Origin of the sequence: Gluconacetobacter asukensis (genome assembly GCF_014174375.1) — a bacterium.
GTDB lineage: Bacteria > Pseudomonadota > Alphaproteobacteria > Acetobacterales > Acetobacteraceae > Gluconacetobacter > Gluconacetobacter asukensis.
In genome coordinates, this window is sequence record NZ_JABEQE010000003.1 from 219,854 (window position 1) to 239,509 (window position 19,656).

The window sequence follows — 19,656 nt, forward strand, 5'->3', positions numbered from 1 at the left end:
GAACATTTGTTCAAGGCGTGGTATGGTCCGGCTGATGGGCCTTGTGGGTGTTTTGGCGATTAACGCATAGTTTTGGGTGGGAACGGTATCACTAATCTGTGAATATGGCGCCAACGCCCCGGATCTCGGTCCTTGCGTCTTGAACATTTGTGCAATTTGATTTGCATTTGTGTAGTGGCCCGCGCAGTCTCCGCAAGACGCGGGGTCGGTTGCCGCTCCTGAAACGGGACGTCAGGCATCGGCGCGCGAGCGTTAAGGAGGACGGGATGAGAATCGCCATCGGCTGCGACGAGGCGGCCACCACACTCAAGGACATCATCAGGCTCGCCGTGACGGAGGATGGGCATGACGTCACCGATTACGGGACGTTCGGGGCCGAGCCTGTGCTCTACCCGGATGTCGCGGTCGCGGTCGCGAAGGCGATCATGGCGGGGAAGCATGATCGCGGCATCCTGCTGTGCGGGACCGGGATCGGGGTTGCGATCAGCGCCAACAAAGTGCCGGGCATTCGGGCCGCGCAGACCCATGACACCTATTCCGCCGAGCGGGCCATGAAGAGCAACAACGCGCAGATCATCACGCTCGGCGCCCGGGTCATCGGGCCGGAGCTTGCCAAGTGTATCGTGCGTGCGTACCTGTTATCCGAGTTCGGCAATGGGGCATCGGCGGAGAAGGTCGATCGCATTGCGTATTATGAGGGCCTTCTTCCAGCATGAACGCATGAGGGACGAGTCTGACTGCCCGGACGGCGCGCCATCGCCCCAGGCCCCTGACGAGGGGGCGCGGGGCAATGGAGAAGCGCGCCGGAGCACGCGCGCGGACATCTCGCCCGAGCAGCTGACGGAGATCGCGGCCCTTTATTATCTGGAGCAGGTGACGCAGGAAGAACTGTCGCGGCGTTTCGCGCTCTCGCGGCCCACGATCAGCAAGCTGCTGAAACGGGCGCGGGAAGAGGGGATCGTCGAGATCCGGGTGCGGACGCGGCCGGCCGCGTCGGCGGAGCTGGAGCAGGAATTCCGCAGGCGCTTCAGGATCGAGCGGCTGCTGACGGCGGTGGAGCAGCGCGACCCGGATGCGCAGCGGGACGGTGTTGCCGCGTTGCTAGCGTCTCATCTGGAAAACATTCTGCGCGACGAGATGATCGTGGCGGTCGGGATGGGCCGCAATGTGGCGGCCATTGCCGACCAGGTGGGCACGCAGGTCGCGCGGGAGATCGTGTTCGTCTCGGCGATCGGCGGGTCGACGCGCGCGGGCGAATATATGAGTTCCGACCATATCTGCCGGCGGCTGGCGGCCCGGTTCGGCGGGGAGAGCGAGACGCTCTATGCGCCGGCGCTGGTGGCGGACCCGGAGATCCGGCGGGCGCTGATGCAGAACGAGGTGGTGCGGCGCACGCTGCACCGGGCGCAGAGGGCCGACGTGGCGCTGATCGGGATCGGCGATGTCAGCGAGGAGAGCAACATGGTCCGCATGGGCTGGTTCTCGCCCCAGGAGGTGGCGGCGGCCAAGCTGGCGGGCACGGTCGGCGACATGATGGGATATGATTTCATCACCGTCGACGGCCAGGCGGCCGATGTTCCGATGCAGGGGCGGGTGATCGGACTGTCGCTGGACGATCTGCGGCGGATTCCCAATGTCGTGGCGATTGCCAGCGAGAGTTCGAAACTCGTGGCCATCATGGCCGCGTTGCGCACGGGCACGATCACGACGCTGGCGACGACGGAGACGATCGCACGCGATATTCTCCGCCTCGATGGGGAGAGCGATCCTGTTCGTGCCCGTTGATTGTGCCGGTCGCCGGTGTGCGACGGACTGCCGGAGGATAGCCGTCCGATGAAGCTCTATCACGCCCCGCTGAGCCCCTATGCGCGCAAGGTGCGGGCCGCCGCGATCCTGCTCGGGCTGGAGGCGCGCGTGACCGAAATTGCGGTGCGGGTTTCGGACTCGCCGCCTGCCGTGCTGGCGGCGAACCCGCTTTGCAAGATCCCGACCCTGGAACTGCCGGATGGCGAGGGCGTGTACGACAGCCGGGTGATCGTGGATTATCTGGACGGGCTGGCCGGAGGCGGGCGGCTGGTCCCTGCCGGGGGCGAGGCGCGCCGGCGGGTGCTGCGGATGCAGGCGCTGGGCGATGGGCTGGCCGATGCCGCGATCCTGGTCCGGACGCTGATCCCCGCCGGGCTGGCCCACGACCATCCGCTGGTCCAGCGCCAGCTTGCGGCGGTCAGGCGCAGCCTGGACCGGCTGGAAAGCGAGCCGCCCGCGCTGGAGCCGATCGATATCGGCGGCCTGTCGGTGGCGTGTGCGCTGGGATATCTGGATGTACGCTTCGCCGATGATCCGTGGCGGCTGGACCGTCCGGCGCTGGCGGCCTGGTACGAGGCGGCCTGCCGGCTGCCGTGCCTGGCCCGGACGGCGGTCACCTTATAATCCGATCGGGGCGGGCACTGCCGGGCCGCCGGCGCGTTAGGCGTTGCGGGCGCGCGGCCTGTGCATCGGATAGGCGGTCATGCTACGGTTTTCGACCCTGTTGCCGATATCCGGGTGGTCGTCCTGCGATTGCCTTGGGTGGATGTCATTTTCGTGTTGTCTCGCCGGAGCTTGCACGGCGGTTCGTTTCATGCCCCGGCCACCCGCCGGCCCAGCCGTTGATGGAGGGTATATTGCCGGATGCCAGCCGCCCGTGCGCCCCGGTCGTCATCAAGAAATATGCTAACCGACGTTTGTACGACACCGAACGCTCGATCTATATCACGCTCGACGCGCTGGCCGACATGGTCCGTTCCGGCAGGGATTTCGTGGTTTTCGATGCCCGTACGGGCGACGACATCACCCGCGCCGTGCTGACCCAGATCATCATGGAGGAAGAGACCAAGGGGCGCGCCATGCTGCCCGCGAGCTTCCTGCGGCAGATCATCCGTTTCTATGGCGACAGCATGCAGGGGCTGGTGCCGGAATATCTGGACCAGATGATGGAGCGTTTCGCGGCCAACCATCACCAGGTCCGTACCACCATGCAGCGGACGATGGCGGCGTTCCTGCCGCCGGAAATGGAGACGCTGGATCGCCAGGACATCGAGATGATGGACCGGGCGATGTCGGTGTTCGCCTCGTTCTGCGAGCCGGCGGCTTCGCATGAGGATGGGAACGGTAACGCGGTGACGGTGGTCGAGGGCGCGGCCGGGAGCGGCGAGAGCATGGAAGAGGAAGTGCTGCGTCTGCGCCGCGAGGTTGCGGCCCTGCGGGCCGCGCTGGCCGCGTCGTCCGGCGCAGGCTGAGGCGCATGAATTCAGTTGAGCCAGTCTGTCAGGTGGCCTAGCGGAATTGTGCCGACGAACAGCGTGCCGACGAACAGCGTGCCGGCGCTCAGGCGCAGCGGCAGGCTCAAAGGGCGGTCGGTGGGGGGTGGGGCCTCGGGTGTGGCGGGTGCGGTGCCGCCCGGATAACGGGTGGCCAGCCGGTCGATCGTCGTGACGGCCCTGGCGAGGTCGGGGGACAATATGCCGGCCTGGTCCAGCGTGCGGACGGTCTGGCCGATCCCTGCCACGGAGAGGGTGAAACTGCCCTCCGGGCCATTTTGCACCGAGAGATGGGCGTTTCCTATCACCGACAGGGACAGGTGTGTCCAGCGCGCATGCAGGTCCTGCACCAGCAGGGTGGGCTCCGTGCCGCCCGGGAGGGAGAGGGTGAGGCCGGCATCCGACAGGCGGTGCGCGTCGGTGAGCGCGGGCGGCAGGGGCAGGGTTGGCGGCAGGTCGATCGCGGCGGCATGGCTGGTCAGGGCGATGCGGCTGGCGTCGGGGCCGGCGCGGTCGTTCCATAATCCGTGGCCGCGCAGATCGTGCAGTGTCAGGTCGGTCGTGCGGCCGTCCGGTTGCAGGATCTGGAGGGTGAGCGCGCGGGCGGCCCATGCGGCCTGACCGGCCACGGCCCCCGGCGGCAGGCCGAGCGGGACGAAGATGCGGGCATCCTCTCCCTGGACCCTGACGGCCCGGATGGTGTCGGGGCCGGTCATGCGGGCGGCCTGCGTGCCCTCGAGGCCGATCCGGATGGTCAGCGGGTGCAGCATGGACAGCGACAGCGTGACGCTCTGTGCGCCCCAGGCGATGGTCCGGCCGCCGGCCTGGCCGTCCAGGCGGGGGTTGCGCAGGGTGAGCCGGGCGGTCAGGGGGGAGCCGCCCCGGGTAGGGAGGCCGGGCTGCACGGTCCAGCCCTGCTGGCGCAAGCGGGTGCTCCAGCCTGCCGCCATCCTGTCAAGCGCGTGCTGCGCGGCCTGCCAGGCGAGGCCGTCGATGGCCGCAACCCCCAGCAGGGCCAGCGCGGCGCGGCGGAGCCACGGGCGGCGGCCGGATGGGCGATGGCGCACGGGCCGGGGGGAGTGCTGCGGCATGTCGTTCTTGATAAGGCATCTTGCGGAAGGCCGGGAACAGATTGATTCACAAATCTTTCACATGCCGCGCCCGGTTGGAAAAAAGAGCGGGGGACCGAATTTATCCACAGTTTCGGCGAACGGGGAGCGGGCGGCAGCGCGCGCAGAGGCCGCCGGCAGGCCCGGCGCCGGGTCTGTCGGGAAAATATATTAAAAATAGGTGTGAATTTAATATGTTATTGCGCGATTTTCGGCTGTCCGCCGGATGATGGCGTGGCGTGGAGGCCGCCGGTAGCGGAGGGGCGCCAGCCTGTGGGCAAACGGACAGTCACAGGCCCGCCGGATGACCGGTCTGACTGCCCACAGAGTTATCCACAGGTTTCTCCGCGCCCTCGATCCTGCCGAACCGGCTGGACGATTCCTGCCATCGTGCGGTGATTTCGCTCAGGATGCGGGCCTTGCCCACATCGGCGGGCAGGGCGGGGCCGATGGCGATGTGGATCGGCCCGGGACGTTTGACGAAGGCGTTGCGCGACCAGCGCAGGCCGGAATCGGTCGCCACGGGGATGATGGGCAGGCCGGTATGGGTGGCCATGGCGACGATGCCGGGGTGCAGGCGCCTGGTCTCGCCGGCCTGGGTGCGGGTGCCCTCGGGGAAGATGACGATCTGGCGCCCGTTGGCGGCCGCCTGACCGGTGGCGGTCAGCAGCGCGCGCAGGGCGCGGGCGCCATCGGCGCGGCGGACCGGGATCATGCCGGCCAGCAGCAGCATCGGGCCGACCAGCGGGATGCGGGTCAGTTCCTCTTTCATCACATAGGCCGGGCGGTCGACCAGGTTCATCCACACCAGCGTGTCGAAGGCCGACTGGTGCTGCGAGGCGAGAAGGCAGGGGCCCGCCGGCAGGTGTTCGCGGCCCGTCACGACGACCCGGATGCCGCAGATATGGCACAATCCCGCCACCGAGAGCCGGGTCCACAGCTTGGCGTACGGCAGGGCGAGGCGCCGGGCGAACAGGCGGATGGGCATGGCGGCGATGCCCATCACGACCGTCAGCAGGACGAAATAGAGATTGAACAGGCACGCGCGGACGAAAATCATGACGGGCGGGGGCATTCCGGACAGGTCAGGCACGACTGGCGTGCGACGGGGCGGCGTACATCAGAAAAACGGCCGCGAGACAAGAGCCGGTCGCTTCCGTCAGTTCTGTGCCCGGGTCGTCATGTTGCGGGTGAGGCCCAGGCTGGCCATCAGCCACTTGTCGTATTCCGTCGCCAGCAGCCGCAGCGAGGAGCCGCGCAGCGGCGCACGCAGCGCCGGGGGACGGACCGCGTAGGGATAGAGCGCCACGTCGGGCAGGGTGCGGTGGATTTCCATGATCGCGCGGCGGATATGGTAGCCGGCGGTGACCACGATCAGCGAGCGCAGCCCGTTGGCGCGGGCCCATTGCGCGGTTTCGTCGGCATTGCCGATGGTCGAGGTGGCGTGGCGGCCCAGCGTGACCTGCCGCCACAGTGCGGGCGGCAGGCTGGCCGCGAGGTCCGGCGGGAGGGCGCCGGCGACGCTGGCGGTGGTAGCGTGGGGGGCGACGCCGGAGATGAGCAATTGGCGCGCCTGACCGCCGGCCAGCAGCCGCAGCGAGGCCTCGATCCGGCCCTGGCCGCCGGTGAGGGCCACGATGCCGTCCGCGACGGGGGGGCGAGAGGGCGATTTCAGTGCGTCGTGGACGAACCAGGCGAAGCCCGTTCCCCACAGGAGCATGCAGCCCAGCAGGCCGGCCAGCGTGCCAAGGAGGAATCGTCTGGCCGTGCCGCCCCGGTTCATTACGGGAGTCATTACGGCAGGTTTCGCAGCCAGGCGCGCACCGTGGCCTGGGTCGTCAGCCAGCCGATCAGCGCCGCCGCCGGGGCGAGGGCCAGCAGGGTGGCGACCAGGGGGGTGGGCAATGTGGCGAGCAGCGTGTGGGCCAGCATGGTCCAGTCGGCTGAAGATGCGGGCGTGGGCGTTGGGGTTGCCGCCGCGAAGGGGGCCGCCACGCGGGACAGCAGCACCAGGATCGGCAGGGCCAGCACGCTGCCCGCCAGCCCGCCGATGAAGGCGAGCAGGGCGGTGCGGCGGGCGAAGCGCCCGGCGATATAGCCGTCGGTCGCGCCCATGGCGTGGATCAGTTCGATCGGCAGGCGCCGGGCCGCCAGCCCGGCGCGGGTGGTGGCCGCGATCAGCACCACCGCGATGCCGACCACGATCGCCACCGCCAGCAATGCGCAACTGTGCAGGCTGTCGGCCAGCCGGCCCAGCCGCTCGCCCCATTCGGCATTGCGTTCGATCAGTGTGCCGGGAGCGATGGTGTTCAGGCGGCGGGCGAGTGCCGTGGCGTCGGCTTGCGTGCCGGTGGCCATGTGCAACTCGATGATGGCGGGCAGGGTCAGGGCGAAATCATGGTCCTGCCCGAGCCAGGGGGCCAGCAGGGCGCCCAGTTCCGCCTTGTCCAGCCGGTGGACGCGCGAGGCGCCGGGACTGTCCGCCAGGGCGGCCAGGACGGCGTCGGAGCGCGTGAGATGGGCAGTGGTGCCTGCTGTCGTTGTCGGGGTCTCCGGGTCGGGGACCTGGATGGTCAGCATCGACGCGGCGCCGTTCGACCAGCGGGCGGAGAGGATCTGTGCGCCCGTGGCGCCCGCGAGCGCCAGGGCGGCCAGGACCGCCATGGCGGCGACCAGCAGCGGCAGCAGCCGGTCGGGCAGGGCGCGGCGCAGGGCCAGCCCGTCCGCGCGCCTTGCCTGGTTCCAGCGGGTGAAGAGGCCCGGCCGCTCAGCCATCGCGCAGCAGCCTGCCCTGGGCCAGTTCCAGCTCATGGGCCGGATAGCGGCGGATCAGCGCGTCGTTATGGGTGGCGACCAGGATCGTGGTGCCCAGCCCCGACAGGTCGCGGAACAGTTCCATCAGCCGGTTGGCCTGGTATTCGTCCAGCGCGTTGGTGGGCTCGTCGGCCAGCAGCAGGGCCGGGCGGTGGATCACGGCGCGGGCGATGGCCACGCGCTGCTGCTCGCCGCCCGAAAGCTGGGGTGGGCGGGCCGTGGCGCGGGAGGCGAGGCCGACCCAGTCGAGGATGGAATGGACCTCGTCGCGCACTTCGTCCTCCGGCCGGTGTTGCAGGCGCAGGGGCAGGGCGATGTTGTCGAAGACCGGCAGGTCGGGCAGCAGCCGGAAATCCTGATGCACGACGCCGATGCGCCGCCGCAGCCGCGCCAGTGCCGCGCGGCGTGCCTGGGCGACGCTGCTGCCCAGGATTTCCAGCGTGCCGGAAGTCGGGCGCGCGGCCAGCGCCAGCAGGCGCAGCAGGCTGGATTTTCCGGCGCCCGAGGGGCCGAGCAGCCAGCGGAAACCGCCCTGTGGCACTTCGAACGAGATCTGGCGCAGGGCCACGGGGGCCGAGGCGGCAGAGGCGCCGGCGGCATCATAGCGGAAACCGACGTCGCGGAGCCGGATCACGGGTGAGGGTCGGGCAGCGCGTGCGTCACATCTCGCGGGCCGCGACGGCGGCGAGCGCGGCGCAGACCGCCGCCGCCGCCATCATCAGCAGCCCGTCGACCACCAGCGAATCGGCCGTCACGACATGCGAGCCGATGACGATCTGGTGCGGGATGGTGCCGGCGACATGGGTGACGATATCGCGGGTCTGCGGATCGGCGGAGGCGGCACTGGTGCCGATGGCGCCGACGATATGGGGCAGTGCGCCCCAGCCCACGCCCAGGATCAGGACCAGCGGGGCCAGCAGTTCGGTGACCTGCTGGACGAAATAGAAAAGCCCGTAAAACACGGCGCATATCGCCACGCGGGCGATGCGGGCGATGGGAAAGCGCTGCGATCCGCCCGCGCGGGGCGGGAGGAACCGGTCGGTGGCGCGGCCCGAATTGAAACTGTCCATGACGGTCGGATCTCCGGCGGCGGCTGCGGCGCGCCCGATCTGCCGGGTACGCATCCCTGCCGGAGGTAGCCGTCACTTGTCATAAATGCAATCTTCGGGGAGAAAAGCAGGCAGCAAACGCGCCGGCAAGGCTTTGCCGGACCGGCTCGGGTGGAAGGCAGCAAAGCCCCGGTGTCAGTGGCCGTCGTCATCTTCCGTCTTGTGGATACGTGTTACGGCCTGCCCGCGCCCGCGGTGCGGGAATGCATGCCCATGCCGGCGCTTGTCCGCCCGGCCGGGACGCCCGCGCCGGTGCTGGGATTCTTTCGCCTGGGTGCGGAACGCGTGGTTGTCATCGATCTTGCAGTCCTGCTGGGGTTGCGGGCGTGGAGCGCGCCGGACGATGACGCGATGCTGTATCGCCCGCTGCTGCTCTGCGATCCGGGTGCCGGGATGAAGGTGGCCTTCATGGTCGACAGCGTACTGGATGTGCGGCAGAGGACGGGGGCGGTGATGGCGCTGCCCGCCGATGGCATGCCGGCCGGCGGCTGGCTGGCGGGGGAGGTCGAACTGGCCGGAGGAATGACCGCGTTGCTGATGGACCCTGACCGGCTGCTGATGGAGCGCGAACGGCAGCGGATCGAGGCCCTGGCCCTGGATGCGGCATTGCGCGATGCAATGTGGGAGAGCGCGGATGGCTGACCGGCAAGGCACCCTGGAGCGGCTGGCCACCCGGATCGTCGCGCGGACCGGGCTGCATTACTACGTCGACAAGATGGACCTGCTGGAGATGGTGCTGCTGCGGCGCATGGATGCCTGTGGCTGTGCCTGCCCGATGGATTATCTGTCGCGGCTTTCGGACGATGCGGCGGGCGAGGCCGAGTGGCGGGCGCTGGAATCGGCCGTGACGATCGGCGAGACGTTCTTCTTCCGCTACGCCGAGCAGTTCCATGCGCTGGAACGCACGATCCTGCCCGACCTGATCACCCGGCTGCGCCCGCTGCGGACCATCCGGATCTGGAGCGTCGGGTGCTCCAACGGTGCCGAACCCTATTCGCTGGCCATTCTGCTGCACCGGCTGCTGCGGGCGCGGGGGGAGCAGGACTGGACCGTCGATATCCTGGGCACCGACATCAGCGATCTGGCGCTGGAGCGGGCCCGGCGCGCGGAATATGGGGCGTGGTCGCTGCGCGATGTCGGTGCCTCGGAACGGCGGCAATGGTTCCGCCCCGCCGCCAGCGGGCGGCACTGGACCCTGCGCGATGTCTATCGGCGCATGGTGCGCTTTGAATATGGAAACATCATGGACCTGCCGTCGGGCGGGGGGCCGGCCGGGCCGTTCGACCTGATCCTGTGCCGTAACGTGCTGCTGTATTTCGAGACGAAGCAGGCGCTGGAGCTGGTGCGGGCGCTGGCGGACCGGCTGTCGCCGCCGGGTTGGCTGCTGCTGGGCCATTCCGACCCGATCGGCGAATGCGGCGATTTTCTCGAGACCGTGACGTTCGCCGGTACGGTGGCGTTTCGTGCCGCGGGCTCGCGCCAGGGGCCGGCCGTGCCGCGCCGGGGCGCGCTGTCCTGCCTGCCGGATGCGCCGCTTGCCCCGCCGCCGCCGTTTCGCCCGGCGCGGGAGCGGGCGCCCGATATCCTCGCCCGCGCCGATGCGGGGCTGGCGCGGGCCGAGGCCCGGGCGCTGGCCGATCGCGGTGCGCTGGCCGAAGCGCGGGCCTGTTGCGGCGCGGCGCTGGCCCTGCATCCGCTGGATGCCGAGCTGCATTTCCTCTCGGCCGTTCTGGCGGAGGATTCCGGGGCCGCGGAGGATGAGTTCCGGCGCACGCTCTATCTGGATCGCGAGCATGTCATGGCGCATGTGCATCTGGCCCGGCTGCTGCGGGATGCCGGACAGACGGACGATGCCGAACGGGTGCTGCGGCAGGCCCGGACCCTGCTGCGCCGGTTGCCCGCCGACGCGCCGGTCGCGGATGGCGGCGGGCTGACCGTGGCCGGATTGCTGCGGCTGGTCGGCGGAGACGGGGCGGCGGATGCCGATGACGCGCGCGAGGATGGTTCGCCGATGCTGGCGCGGAGCGTGTCCTGACCGGTCGGGGCGGCATGCCGGGGGCGACGGGCCCGCGGGACGCGTCCGCCGGGAGCGCGGGCGGCTATGCCCGCCGGGTGATGGCGGAGCGTGCGCGGCAGCTGGCGGCGCGCGGGCAGGCGCCGGCCGATGATGCGGGGCGCCGCGCGGCGGTGATCCTGGACGTTGGCGGGCAGATCTATGCCATCGACCTGCATCATGTGCTGCGCATGGCCGAGCCGGCCTGGAGCGTCATGCCCCGGCGGCCGGACTGCCCGGCTTCGGTGCGGGGTGTCTATGGCTATGTCGGCCATCTGTATACAGTGATCGATCTGTCGGTTCTGCTGGGCGGGGCGCCGATGGATCATGCCGGGGCCATGGCGCTGCTGCGCCCGGTGGCCGGCCTGCCTGTGGCGCGGATCGCGCTGCTGGCCGGGCGGACGCTGGGTGTGGACGACGTGGTGGGGGCGCCGGCCGCCGCACCGGTATCGGCCCACCCGATGGCGGCCCTGCCTGATGGGCGGCTGGTCGCGGTGCTGGACCCCGCCCGCCTGTTCGCCGCGCGTCAATTCGGAGTCTGACCTGTCGTGACAATTGCCAATCGTCTTCTGTTCGGGTTCCTGGTCGGCGTCATGCTGATGGTGTCGATCGGCGTCTATGCGCTGGGGCAGATCCGCAATGTCCGCGACGAGATGACGGTGATCGTGACCCGGGACCTGCTGGTCTATCGCCACCTGAACCATCTGCGGGTGCTGGAGAACGACCTGGTGGCGCGGCGGCTGTCGATCCTGTCGCATTATTATGCGCGGGATTACCAGAAGGACCCGGCGATGCTGGACGCGGCGGTCACCGACTGGACCGGGGTGGACCGGCAGGCGGAGGATACGCTGGTGCAGGCGATGGCCGCAGCCAGCCAGGCCGATGACGAGGCGCGGATCGACGCGCGCCGCGCCATGTTCGCCGCCATTTCGGCCCGCCTGCACGAGGCGCTGGACCAGGCGCGCCAGAATGCCGAGGCGGCGTCGGACCTGTTCGCGGCCATCCGCCAGGGCGATGATGCGGCGGTACGCCAGCAATCGGCGCGGTCGGACACGCGCGACCAGACTATCGACCGGCTGATCTCCGACGCCGGGACCACGCTGGATGGCGGGGTGCAGGCGGGCGAGATGCAGAGCAGCGCGCTGTATGAATTCAGCCGCCGGTCGCTGATCCTGGGGCTGGCGGTGGCGGTGATCGTCGCGCTGATCGTCACCTTCTGGACCCGGCGGTCGATCCTGGCCCCGCTGGCGGCGCTGATGCGGGTGATGGAGCGGGTGGGGCAGGGCGACCTGTCGACCCATGTGACGGTCGGTGGCTCGGGCGGCGGACGGGATGAGTTCGAACGCCTGGCCGACGGGCTGAACCGGATGATCGACGGCCTGCGCGAGATCGCGCAGCAGAGCCGTGATGCCACGCGCAACCTGGATGCGGCGGTGGCCGATATCCGCGCCTCTGCCCAGCAGCAGGCGGCGAGCGTGGAGGAACAGTTCGCGGCGGTGCAGGAGACGGCGGCGACGGTGGACCAGATCACCCATTCCGGCGCGCAGATCAGCAAGCGCGCGCGGGAAGTGATCTCGTCGGCCGAGACCATCGTCCACAGTTCGGCCAGCGGGCTGGAGGCGGTGGAGGAGACCGCGCGGGCCATGGAGCGCACGCAGGAAGGCGCGGAGGCCGTGGCGTCGAACATCGTCGCACTGTCCGAGCGGACGGATGCGATCAGCGAGATCATCACCGCCGTCAACGATCTGTCGGAACGTTCGCACCTGCTGGCGCTGAATGCCGCGATCGAGGCTGCCGCCGCCGGCGAACATGGGCGCTCCTTCGCCGTGGTCGCGGCCGAGATGAAGATCCTGGCCGACCAGTCGCGCGATGCCACCCAGCATGTGCGTGCGATCCTGGGCGACATCCAGCGCGGCATCAACACTTCGGTCATGCTGACGGAGGAGGCGGTGAAGCGCGTCTCGGCCGGCAAGGAACGGACCGATATCGCCTATCGCACCATCGAGCGCATGACGGGCGGCATCGAGGAAGGGGTGAACGCGTTCCAGCAGATCGTGGCTTCGACCAACCAGCAGCAGATCGGCATCGAGCAGGTGATGACCGCGTTGCAGAGCATTCGCCAGGCCAGCCAGCAGACGGCGGCGGGGACCCGCAACCTGGAGGCATCCGCCAGCAATCTGGGCAGCCTGTCGCACCAGCTCCTGGCCATTTCCGCGCGTTACCGGACCTGACGGCCGGCCGTGGAGGCTCTGCGACAGGAACTGCTGGCGGTCTTCGATGCCGAATATCGCGACCATCTGCGCGTCGTGCGCGACATTCTGGCCGCCGGACCGCTGGATGGGCGCGGGATCGGCGAGATCTTCCGGCGCGTTCATTCGCTGAAGGGTGCGGCCCGCGTCGTCGAGCGCGCCGATATCGAGACCATTGCCCATGCGCTGGAGGGGCGGCTGTTCGGGCTGCTGGACGGGCAGCAGCCCGTGACGGCGGAGGATATCGCCGCCATCGGCACCGCCATGGACCAGGTCGACGCCCGCATGCAGGATCTGGCGGAGGCGCCGGTCGGCCCTGACGGGGGCGAGGCGGGGCCGCCGGGGCGGGAGGAGCCGGCCGACAGCTATGTGCAGGTGCCCGTGTCGCGCCTGGATGCGCTGGTCGGCGTCATGCACGACATGATGGGCATTGCCGAGCGGCAGGAACGGCTATGGGCCGATCTGGAAGACCTGACCGCCGCCGCGGCGCGGCGGACGGGGCCGGCCGCCGACCCGGCGGCGGAATTGTCGCGCCTGACCCGCGCCCTGTTTGCCCTGTCGCGCGAGCGCGGGCGGATCGCGGGGCAGGCCGACCGGGCCATGATGCGGCTGGACGAGGAAGTGCGGGCGGTGACGCTGGTGCCGGCCGGGACGGTCTTCGGCTCGCTGACCGGCATGGTGCGGCAGATCGCGCGCGAGCATGGCAGCGGCGAGGTGACGGTGCGCCTGCTGGGCATGGATGTGCGCGCCGACCGGCGGGTGATGCAGGCGCTGCGCGACCCGGTGATCCATCTGCTGCGCAATGCCATCGTCCATGGGCTGGAAAGCCCGGCCCGGCGGCAGGCCGAGGGCAAGCCGGCGGAGCCGGTCCTGACCCTGTCGGTGCGGATGCTGGGCGTGCGCCTGCTGGTGTCGGTCAGCGATGACGGGCGCGGCCCGGACCTGGAGGCGATCGCCGCGCGCGCCATCCGCCAGGGGCTGATGCAGCCGGATGATCCGGGCTTGCCCGAAACCCTGCTGAGCCTGGTGTTCGCGCCCGGTTTTTCCACGCGGGCCGAGGCCGACCGGCTGTCCGGCCGGGGCATGGGCCTGTCGGTGGTGGCGGAGGCCGCGCGTGCCCTGCAGGGGTCGGTCCGCATGGAGGCGGGCAACCCCTGGGGAACGGTGGTGACGATGGCGGTGCCGGTCTCGCGCCGGCAGCGCACCACGCTGGTGGTCGAGGCTGGCGACATGACCATCGGCCTGCCCGGGCGGGTGATCGAGCGGCTGGCGCGGGTGCGGCAGGCCGATATCCGCATGGTCGATGGCCGGGCCTGTTTCGCCCTCGACCGGCGGCGCGGGCCGGGGAGCGGGCAGGATGCGGGGGCTGCGCTGGTGCCGGTGGTGCCGCTGGCCGCCTTTCTTGGCCGGCCGGATGCGGCGTTGCCGGTCCATGACGGGGCGCTGTCGGTCGTCGTGCTGGGCATGGTGGATGGCGGGTGCTGCGGCTTTGCCGTCGACCGGATGCGCGAGGTCCGCATCCTGCATATTTCCGACGCCGAGGCGGCGGGGCTGGACAGCGAGCTGATCCCCGGTGTGGGCTGGCCGCGCGGGGACCGGCCGGTCTTCGTCCTCAATCCCGACACGCTGCTGGAACGGTGGCGGATGGCGGGGGCCACGGGGGGGCATTTCGACGGTGCCGGCGATGCGGGGCCGGACGGCGGGGCGCCGGCGGCCCGCCGGGTGCCCACCGTGCTGGTGGTTGACGATTCGATTACCACACGGACTCTCCAGAAGACGATCCTGCAGACCCACGGCTATGATGTGCTGCTGGCGACGGACGGGGTCGAGGCCCTGGCGCTGCTGCACCGGTCGCCACGTCGGATCGACGTGATCGTGACGGACGTGGAGATGCCCCGGATGGATGGTTTCGCATTGCTCGACGCGGTCAGATCGGACCCGCGCCTGTCCCGCATTCCGGTGGTGCTGATGACGTCGCGCAACGAGGAAGCCGATATCAGGCGCGGGCTGGAGGGTGGCGCCCGGGCCTATGTGACCAAGCAGGGGTTCGAACAGGGCGAATTGCTGGACATTATCCGAGGCGTGCTGTGACCGGCCTGGCCGGGCCGCGCGTCCGGGTGCTGGTCGTCGAGGATTCGGCTGTGGTCCGGCATGTGCTGGTGCGGCTGATCCGCGACGATCCGCGGCTGGAACTGCTGGAGGCGGTGGAAACGGCCGAGGAGGCGCTGCGCCTGGTGCCGATGCTGCGGCCCGACGTGATTTCGATGGATGTGCGGCTGCCCGGCATGGACGGGTTGGAGGCCACGCGGCGCATCATGGCCGAATGCCCGACGCCGATCGTGATCGTCAGCGACTCTTCGACCGATCCGGCGCTGCGGATCTCGATGAATGCGCTGCGTTCCGGCGCGCTGTCGGTGGTGCAGAAGCCGGCCGGATGGCCGGTCGATGCCGCCGGGGGGGCGGCGATCGCGACCCAACTCTACATCATGAGCCAGGTGCCGGTGATCCGTCACCGGCTGCATTATGGGGCGGTGGTGCCGGATGTGGGGACTCCGCCGCCGCCGCGTCTGCGCCCGCGCCTGGTCGGCATGGCGGCATCGACCGGCGGGCCGCAGGCCTTTGCGCATATCATGGGGGCGCTGCCGGTCAGCTTTCCGTGGCCGATCCTGCTGGTGCAGCATATGGGCACGGGGTTCATGGAAGGTTTTGCCGCCTGGCTGGATACTCAGACCCGGCTATCGGTCGCGCTGGCCCGGCAGGGGGAGATCATGCGGCCGGGGCATGTCTATGTGGCGCCGGCCGAGGCGCATCTGACCCTCGGGCTGAGCGATGAGATCCGGTTGTCGAACGCGCCGCCGCTGGGCGGGCAGCGGCCGTCGGCCACCGCCCTGTTCGCCTCGATGGCGCGGGTGGGGGCTGGGGCGATCGGCATTCTGCTGACCGGTATGGGCGAGGACGGGGCCGTGGGGCTGCGCGACATGCGCCGGGCGGGCGGATACACGATCGTCGAGGACCGGAGCACGTCGATCGTGCATGGGATGCCCGGTGCGGCCGAGCGGATCGGCGGGGCCTCGATCAGCCTGCCCCTGGGGCAGATCGCGCCGCATCTGGTGGCCGTGGCCTCGGCCGCCGCGCCCTTGCCGGTGGTGGCCGGGATGGAAGGACGGGGGCCATGACCGACGCCTCCGCCGAGGCGCAGGTGCCGCCGACGCTGCTGCTGGTCGAGGATTCCGACACCCAGGCGCTGCGCATACGCCGGATGCTGGAAAGCCACGGTTTCGCGGTGACGCGGGTGGCCAGTGGCGAGGCCGCGCTGGATACGCTGGATACGCGGATTCCGGATCTGGTGGTCGCCGATTATCATCTGCCGGGCATGAATGGCGGGCAGATGGCGCGCCAATTGCGCATGAGTGCGGCCACCCGCATGATCCCGGTGCTGATGCTGACCGAAGGGGGCGAGCCGGGCCTGGAGCGCGAGGGGCTGGAAAGCGGCGCCGATGCCTATGTGCCCAAATCGGCCGAACCGGACCTGATCGTCTTTCGCATCCGTGCGCTGCTGCGCGAGGGGGCGGGCACGGGGGCCGGTACCGGGCAGCGGGATGCCAGCCCGCTGTTCCGCCGGGCGCGAATCCTGATTGTCGGCGGCGAAGGGGCGCGGGAGCATGCGGTGGCGGCCCTGGCGGCCCTGATGCGCAATGACGGGCATGATGTGACCGTGATCGGCCATCCGGGCGCGATGGAGCGGGGGGACTGGTTCGACCCTGCGCGTGCGCCCGACTGCGTGGTGGTCGACCTGGTGTCCGATCGGTTCGACGGCATCGCCTTCTGCCAGGAACTGGACGATCTGCGGCAGGATGTCGTGGTGGCGGGCGGAGGGGCGCCCCGCATCCTGGGGCTGAGCGGGCCGGGTGCGGCGCGCGGTGTCTTTCCCGCACGGGCGTTCGAGGCCGGTGTGGACGACATGGTGGCCGACGATATCGAGCCCGATGTGCTGGCCCTGCGGATTCGGGCGCTGGTGCGGCGCAAGCTGCTGCAGGACGATGCGCGGCGTATCGACCTGGACCGGCAGGCGCGCGAGATCGCGGTCGAGGCCGCGCGGGCCGAGGCGGCGGCGATCGCCTCCAAGGCCTCGCTGGCCGAGGCGCTGGAACAGGCGAATGCCGAACTGGCCGATGCCAACCGCCGGCTGATCGAGACCCAGGGCAAGCTGGTGCAGACCGCCAAGATGGCGTCGCTGGGCGAGCTGGTGGCGGGCATTGCGCATGAGATCAACAATCCGCTGGCCTTCATCCTGGCCCACAAGGAGACGGTGGCCCGCCTGCTGGCGCAGGTGATTGCCGAGGAGGACCTTGGCACGGATGCGGATGGGAGCCGGCACGCGGCGCTGATGAAATGCCGCGACCGTGTCGAATCGATGAGCCTGGGCCTGCGGCGCATCCAGAACCTGGTCCTGAACCTGCGAAAATTCTCGCGCCTGGACGAAGGGCTGTTCCAGGTGATCGACGTGCCCGAGGCGCTGGAGACGGTGCTGGCCCTGCTGACGCAGAAATTCGGCAACCAGATCGTGGTGGAGCGGGATTATCGCGCGCCCGAGCGCCTGTATTGCCAGTCCGCGCTGCTGAACCAGGTGATGATGAACATCATCAGCAATGCCGCCGACGCGATTTATTCCATGCTGGAGGATGCCGGCGAGGGCGACCCGGCGGGGCCGGCGCGGGGGGTGATCAGGATTGCCACCGAATTGCGTGTCAGCGAAGGCTCGGGCGAGCAATCATATGTCTTTATCGTGACGGATAACGGTCCGGGCATTCCGCCGGAGATGGCGGAGCGGATCTTCGAGCCGTTCTTTACCACCAAGCCGGTGGGGGCGGGGACGGGGCTGGGGCTGGCCATCGCCTATAGTGTCGTGCAGGCGCATCATGGCACGATCACGATTGCCGACGCGCCGCGCAGGGCCGGCGGTGCCGGCACCGATGGAGGACGGGGAACGATGTTTACGATTTCGGTGCCCTGGCAGCCGCATCTGGAAGCGATGGCCGAGCCTGCACGGGGTGCTGCGGAGATGCAGGCGTGACCGACCGCCCCGTCGTGCTGCTGGTGGATGACGAGCCCGAGATCCTGGTGGCGCTGACCGACCTGCTGGAAGACAGTTTCACCATCCTGTCGACCACCTCGCCGGTCGAGGCGCTGGATATTCTGGCCCGGCGCCGCGATGTCGATGTCATCGTCTCGGACCAGCGCATGCCCGAGATGGGCGGCGACGTGATGCTGGCGCGGGCGCGCGGGATGTGCGACGCGCAGGCGATCCTGCTGACCGGGTATGCCGATATCGGCGCCGTGGCGGCGGCGCTGAACCAGGGGCGGATTTCCTTCTATTCGCACAAGCCCTGGGATGGGGATGCCCTGCGCGCGATGGTCGTCCAGGCGGCGCATCGCCACAAGCTGGAAGGCGAGTTGCAGACCGAGCGGATGCTGCTGCGCGGCCTGCTGGGGAATCTGCGCGCCGGCCTGGCCTTCAAGGACCCTGATGGGCGCTTTATCCGCATCAACCGCAATGCCGCCGCCTTCTATGGCCGGGACGAGGCCGATTGTCTGGGGCGGCGGGAGGAGGATTTGTCCGATCCGGCTCTGCTGCCGGCGCTGCATGCGGCCGAGGCGCGGCTGGAGGCCGAGGGCCGGGACGAGGAAGTGCTGCCGGTTTCCGGCCCCGGCGGCAGTGTGAGCTGGCGGGAGTTCACCCGTGCGCGTCTGGGCGTGAATGCGCGGGGCGAGGCCTATTCGGTGCTGATCAATCGGGACATTACCCGCCAGCGCGAGATGGAGGCGCGCCTGCGCCAGGCGGAGAAGATGCAGGCGCTGGGCACCATGGCCGGCGGAATCGCGCATGATTTCAACAATCTGTTGACGGCGGTGATGGGGTCTCTGGAACTGGCCGTCGATATGGGCGAGGGGCTGGACGACCGCACGACCCATCTGCTGGACAATGCGATGGGCGCGGCGCGGCGGGGGGCCGACCTGACGCGGCGGCTGCTGAATTTCAGCCGGCCGCGCGATCTGAGCCTGCAACCGGTCGATGTGAACGCCCTGTTGCGCGGCATGCATGACCTGCTGGTGCAGGGCGTGACCGCGCGGCGGCGCGAGGGGGCGGCGGGGCGCCCGCCGGTCGAGATCGGGATGGAGACCGCGGACCCGGGCGGGGAGGTGCCGCTGGTGCGGACCGATGCCGGGCAACTGGAACTGGCGCTGCTGAATCTGTGCCTGAATGCCAGCGACGCCATGCCGGATGGCGGTGGGATCATGCTCTCGACCCAGGTGGCGCGGCTGGAGGCTCCCGTGACCGAAGGGGACCTGCCCCAGGGCGAGTATGTGGTGGTGTCGGTGGCCGATCAGGGCACGGGCATGGCGCCCGAGACACTGGCGCGGATCTTCGAGCCGTTCTTCACGACCAAGGATGTCGGGCGGGGGACCGGGCTGGGCCTGTCGATGATCTATGGTTTCGTGCGCCATGCCGGGGGCGATGTGCGGGTGACCAGCGCGCCGGGGCAGGGGACGCGGGTGGATCTGTATCTGCCGGTCCATCGCTGCCCGGTGGCGGCCCTCGATCGGCCGGAGGCGCTGGAGCCTCTGCCTGTCCGCAAGGGGTTGCGCATCCTGGTGGTGGATGACGAGGCCACGGTCAGGACCGTGACGGCCGGCTTCCTGCGCGGCATGGGGCATGAGGCGATCGAGGCGCCGGGCGGCGAGGAGGCGCTGGCGCAAATCGGTGCGATGGCGCCCCATCGGCCCGACCTGGTGGTGCTGGACGTCATGATGCCGAAAATGGGCGGCGAGGAGGCGGCGCGGCGGATCGGCGCGCTGTATCCCGAAACGCGTATCCTGTTCCTGACCGGCTATGCCGACAATGCCGTGTTGCCGGAGGATGCGCTGGTGCTGCGCAAGCCCTTCACCCAGGCCGAATTGTCGGGGCATGTCGCCCGCGCGATGGGCGGATGAGGGGGCGGCTCTTGTCCTGAGGCGCGAACG

The 19,656-nt window shown here is 69.7% G+C and carries 18 protein-coding genes; 12 read left to right on the plus strand and 6 right to left on the minus strand.

Annotated features, from left to right (window positions below):
- Window positions 1–266: 266 nt before the first annotated feature.
- From HLH35_RS05280 to phaR, 4 genes are all read left to right on the plus strand, one after another.
- Complete coding sequence (locus HLH35_RS05280) at window positions 267–716, plus strand: RpiB/LacA/LacB family sugar-phosphate isomerase (RefSeq protein WP_182978138.1); 450 nt, start codon at window positions 267–269, stop codon at window positions 714–716.
- Between the two features lie 4 nt (window positions 717–720).
- Window positions 721–1,785 (plus strand): sugar-binding transcriptional regulator, encoded by a 1,065-nt coding sequence (locus HLH35_RS05285; RefSeq protein WP_182978139.1) that lies wholly within the window; start codon window positions 721–723, stop codon window positions 1,783–1,785.
- A 48-nt stretch (window positions 1,786–1,833) separates the two neighbouring features.
- Window positions 1,834–2,430: a glutathione S-transferase family protein gene (locus HLH35_RS05290; protein WP_182978140.1), complete on the plus strand. Its 597-nt coding sequence runs from the start codon at window positions 1,834–1,836 to the stop codon at window positions 2,428–2,430.
- Between the two features lie 233 nt (window positions 2,431–2,663).
- Entirely contained in the window at window positions 2,664–3,278 is a 615-nt protein-coding gene (gene phaR, locus HLH35_RS05295; protein WP_246384858.1) for a polyhydroxyalkanoate synthesis repressor PhaR, read from the plus strand.
- A gap of 11 nt (window positions 3,279–3,289) precedes the next feature.
- Here the strand turns inward: phaR and HLH35_RS05300 are convergent, their stop codons facing one another.
- From HLH35_RS05300 to HLH35_RS05325, 6 genes are all read right to left on the minus strand, one after another.
- Window positions 3,290–4,390 carry a DUF2125 domain-containing protein gene (locus tag HLH35_RS05300; RefSeq protein ID WP_182978142.1) on the minus strand — a complete coding sequence of 367 codons (1,101 nt, stop codon included), beginning with the start codon at window positions 4,388–4,390 and terminating at the stop codon, window positions 3,290–3,292.
- Window positions 4,391–4,697: 307 nt separating this feature from the next.
- On the minus strand, window positions 4,698–5,468 hold the full coding sequence (locus HLH35_RS05305) for a lysophospholipid acyltransferase family protein (protein WP_182978143.1): 771 nt from the start codon (window positions 5,466–5,468) through the stop codon (window positions 4,698–4,700).
- A gap of 99 nt (window positions 5,469–5,567) precedes the next feature.
- Window positions 5,568–6,191, minus strand: coding sequence for a YdcF family protein (locus HLH35_RS05310; RefSeq protein ID WP_182978241.1), 624 nt, complete (start codon window positions 6,189–6,191; stop codon window positions 5,568–5,570).
- Window positions 6,192–6,202: 11 nt separating this feature from the next.
- On the minus strand, window positions 6,203–7,183 hold the full coding sequence (locus HLH35_RS05315; RefSeq protein WP_182978144.1) for a cell division protein FtsX: 981 nt from the start codon (window positions 7,181–7,183) through the stop codon (window positions 6,203–6,205).
- Window positions 7,176–7,856: a cell division ATP-binding protein FtsE gene (locus tag HLH35_RS05320; RefSeq protein ID WP_182978145.1), complete on the minus strand. Its 681-nt coding sequence runs from the start codon at window positions 7,854–7,856 to the stop codon at window positions 7,176–7,178. The genes HLH35_RS05315 and HLH35_RS05320 overlap by 8 nt, the downstream gene beginning before the upstream one ends.
- Before the next feature lie 25 nt (window positions 7,857–7,881).
- The gene (locus HLH35_RS05325) at window positions 7,882–8,292 is read right to left on the minus strand and encodes a hypothetical protein (RefSeq protein WP_182978146.1); all 411 of its coding nucleotides are present in this window, start codon (window positions 8,290–8,292) and stop codon (window positions 7,882–7,884) included.
- 177 nt (window positions 8,293–8,469) lie between these two features.
- Between HLH35_RS05325 and HLH35_RS05330 the strand changes: the two genes are divergently transcribed.
- Genes HLH35_RS05330 through HLH35_RS05365 form a run of 8 tightly spaced genes read left to right on the plus strand, consistent with a single transcriptional unit; the run spans window position 8,470 to window position 19,626 of the window.
- Complete coding sequence (locus HLH35_RS05330; RefSeq protein ID WP_338029300.1) at window positions 8,470–8,973, plus strand: chemotaxis protein CheW; 504 nt, start codon at window positions 8,470–8,472, stop codon at window positions 8,971–8,973.
- Window positions 8,966–10,366: a CheR family methyltransferase gene (locus HLH35_RS05335; protein ID WP_182978148.1), complete on the plus strand. Its 1,401-nt coding sequence runs from the start codon at window positions 8,966–8,968 to the stop codon at window positions 10,364–10,366. The genes HLH35_RS05330 and HLH35_RS05335 overlap by 8 nt, the downstream gene beginning before the upstream one ends.
- A gap of 14 nt (window positions 10,367–10,380) precedes the next feature.
- Window positions 10,381–10,926, plus strand: coding sequence for a chemotaxis protein CheW (locus HLH35_RS05340; RefSeq protein WP_182978149.1), 546 nt, complete (start codon window positions 10,381–10,383; stop codon window positions 10,924–10,926).
- A gap of 6 nt (window positions 10,927–10,932) precedes the next feature.
- Window positions 10,933–12,615, plus strand: coding sequence for a methyl-accepting chemotaxis protein (locus HLH35_RS05345; RefSeq protein WP_182978150.1), 1,683 nt, complete (start codon window positions 10,933–10,935; stop codon window positions 12,613–12,615).
- Between the two features lie 9 nt (window positions 12,616–12,624).
- Window positions 12,625–14,724: a response regulator gene (locus HLH35_RS05350; RefSeq protein ID WP_182978151.1), complete on the plus strand. Its 2,100-nt coding sequence runs from the start codon at window positions 12,625–12,627 to the stop codon at window positions 14,722–14,724.
- Window positions 14,721–15,809, plus strand: a complete 1,089-nt coding sequence (locus HLH35_RS05355) for a chemotaxis protein CheB (protein ID WP_338029296.1) — start codon at window positions 14,721–14,723, stop codon at window positions 15,807–15,809. The genes HLH35_RS05350 and HLH35_RS05355 overlap by 4 nt, the downstream gene beginning before the upstream one ends.
- Complete coding sequence (locus HLH35_RS05360; RefSeq protein ID WP_182978152.1) at window positions 15,806–17,707, plus strand: response regulator; 1,902 nt, start codon at window positions 15,806–15,808, stop codon at window positions 17,705–17,707. The genes HLH35_RS05355 and HLH35_RS05360 overlap by 4 nt, the downstream gene beginning before the upstream one ends.
- Complete coding sequence (locus tag HLH35_RS05365) at window positions 17,704–19,626, plus strand: response regulator (RefSeq protein WP_182978153.1); 1,923 nt, start codon at window positions 17,704–17,706, stop codon at window positions 19,624–19,626. Before HLH35_RS05360 ends, HLH35_RS05365 begins: the two co-directional genes overlap by 4 nt.
- Window positions 19,627–19,656: the final 30 nt, after the last annotated feature.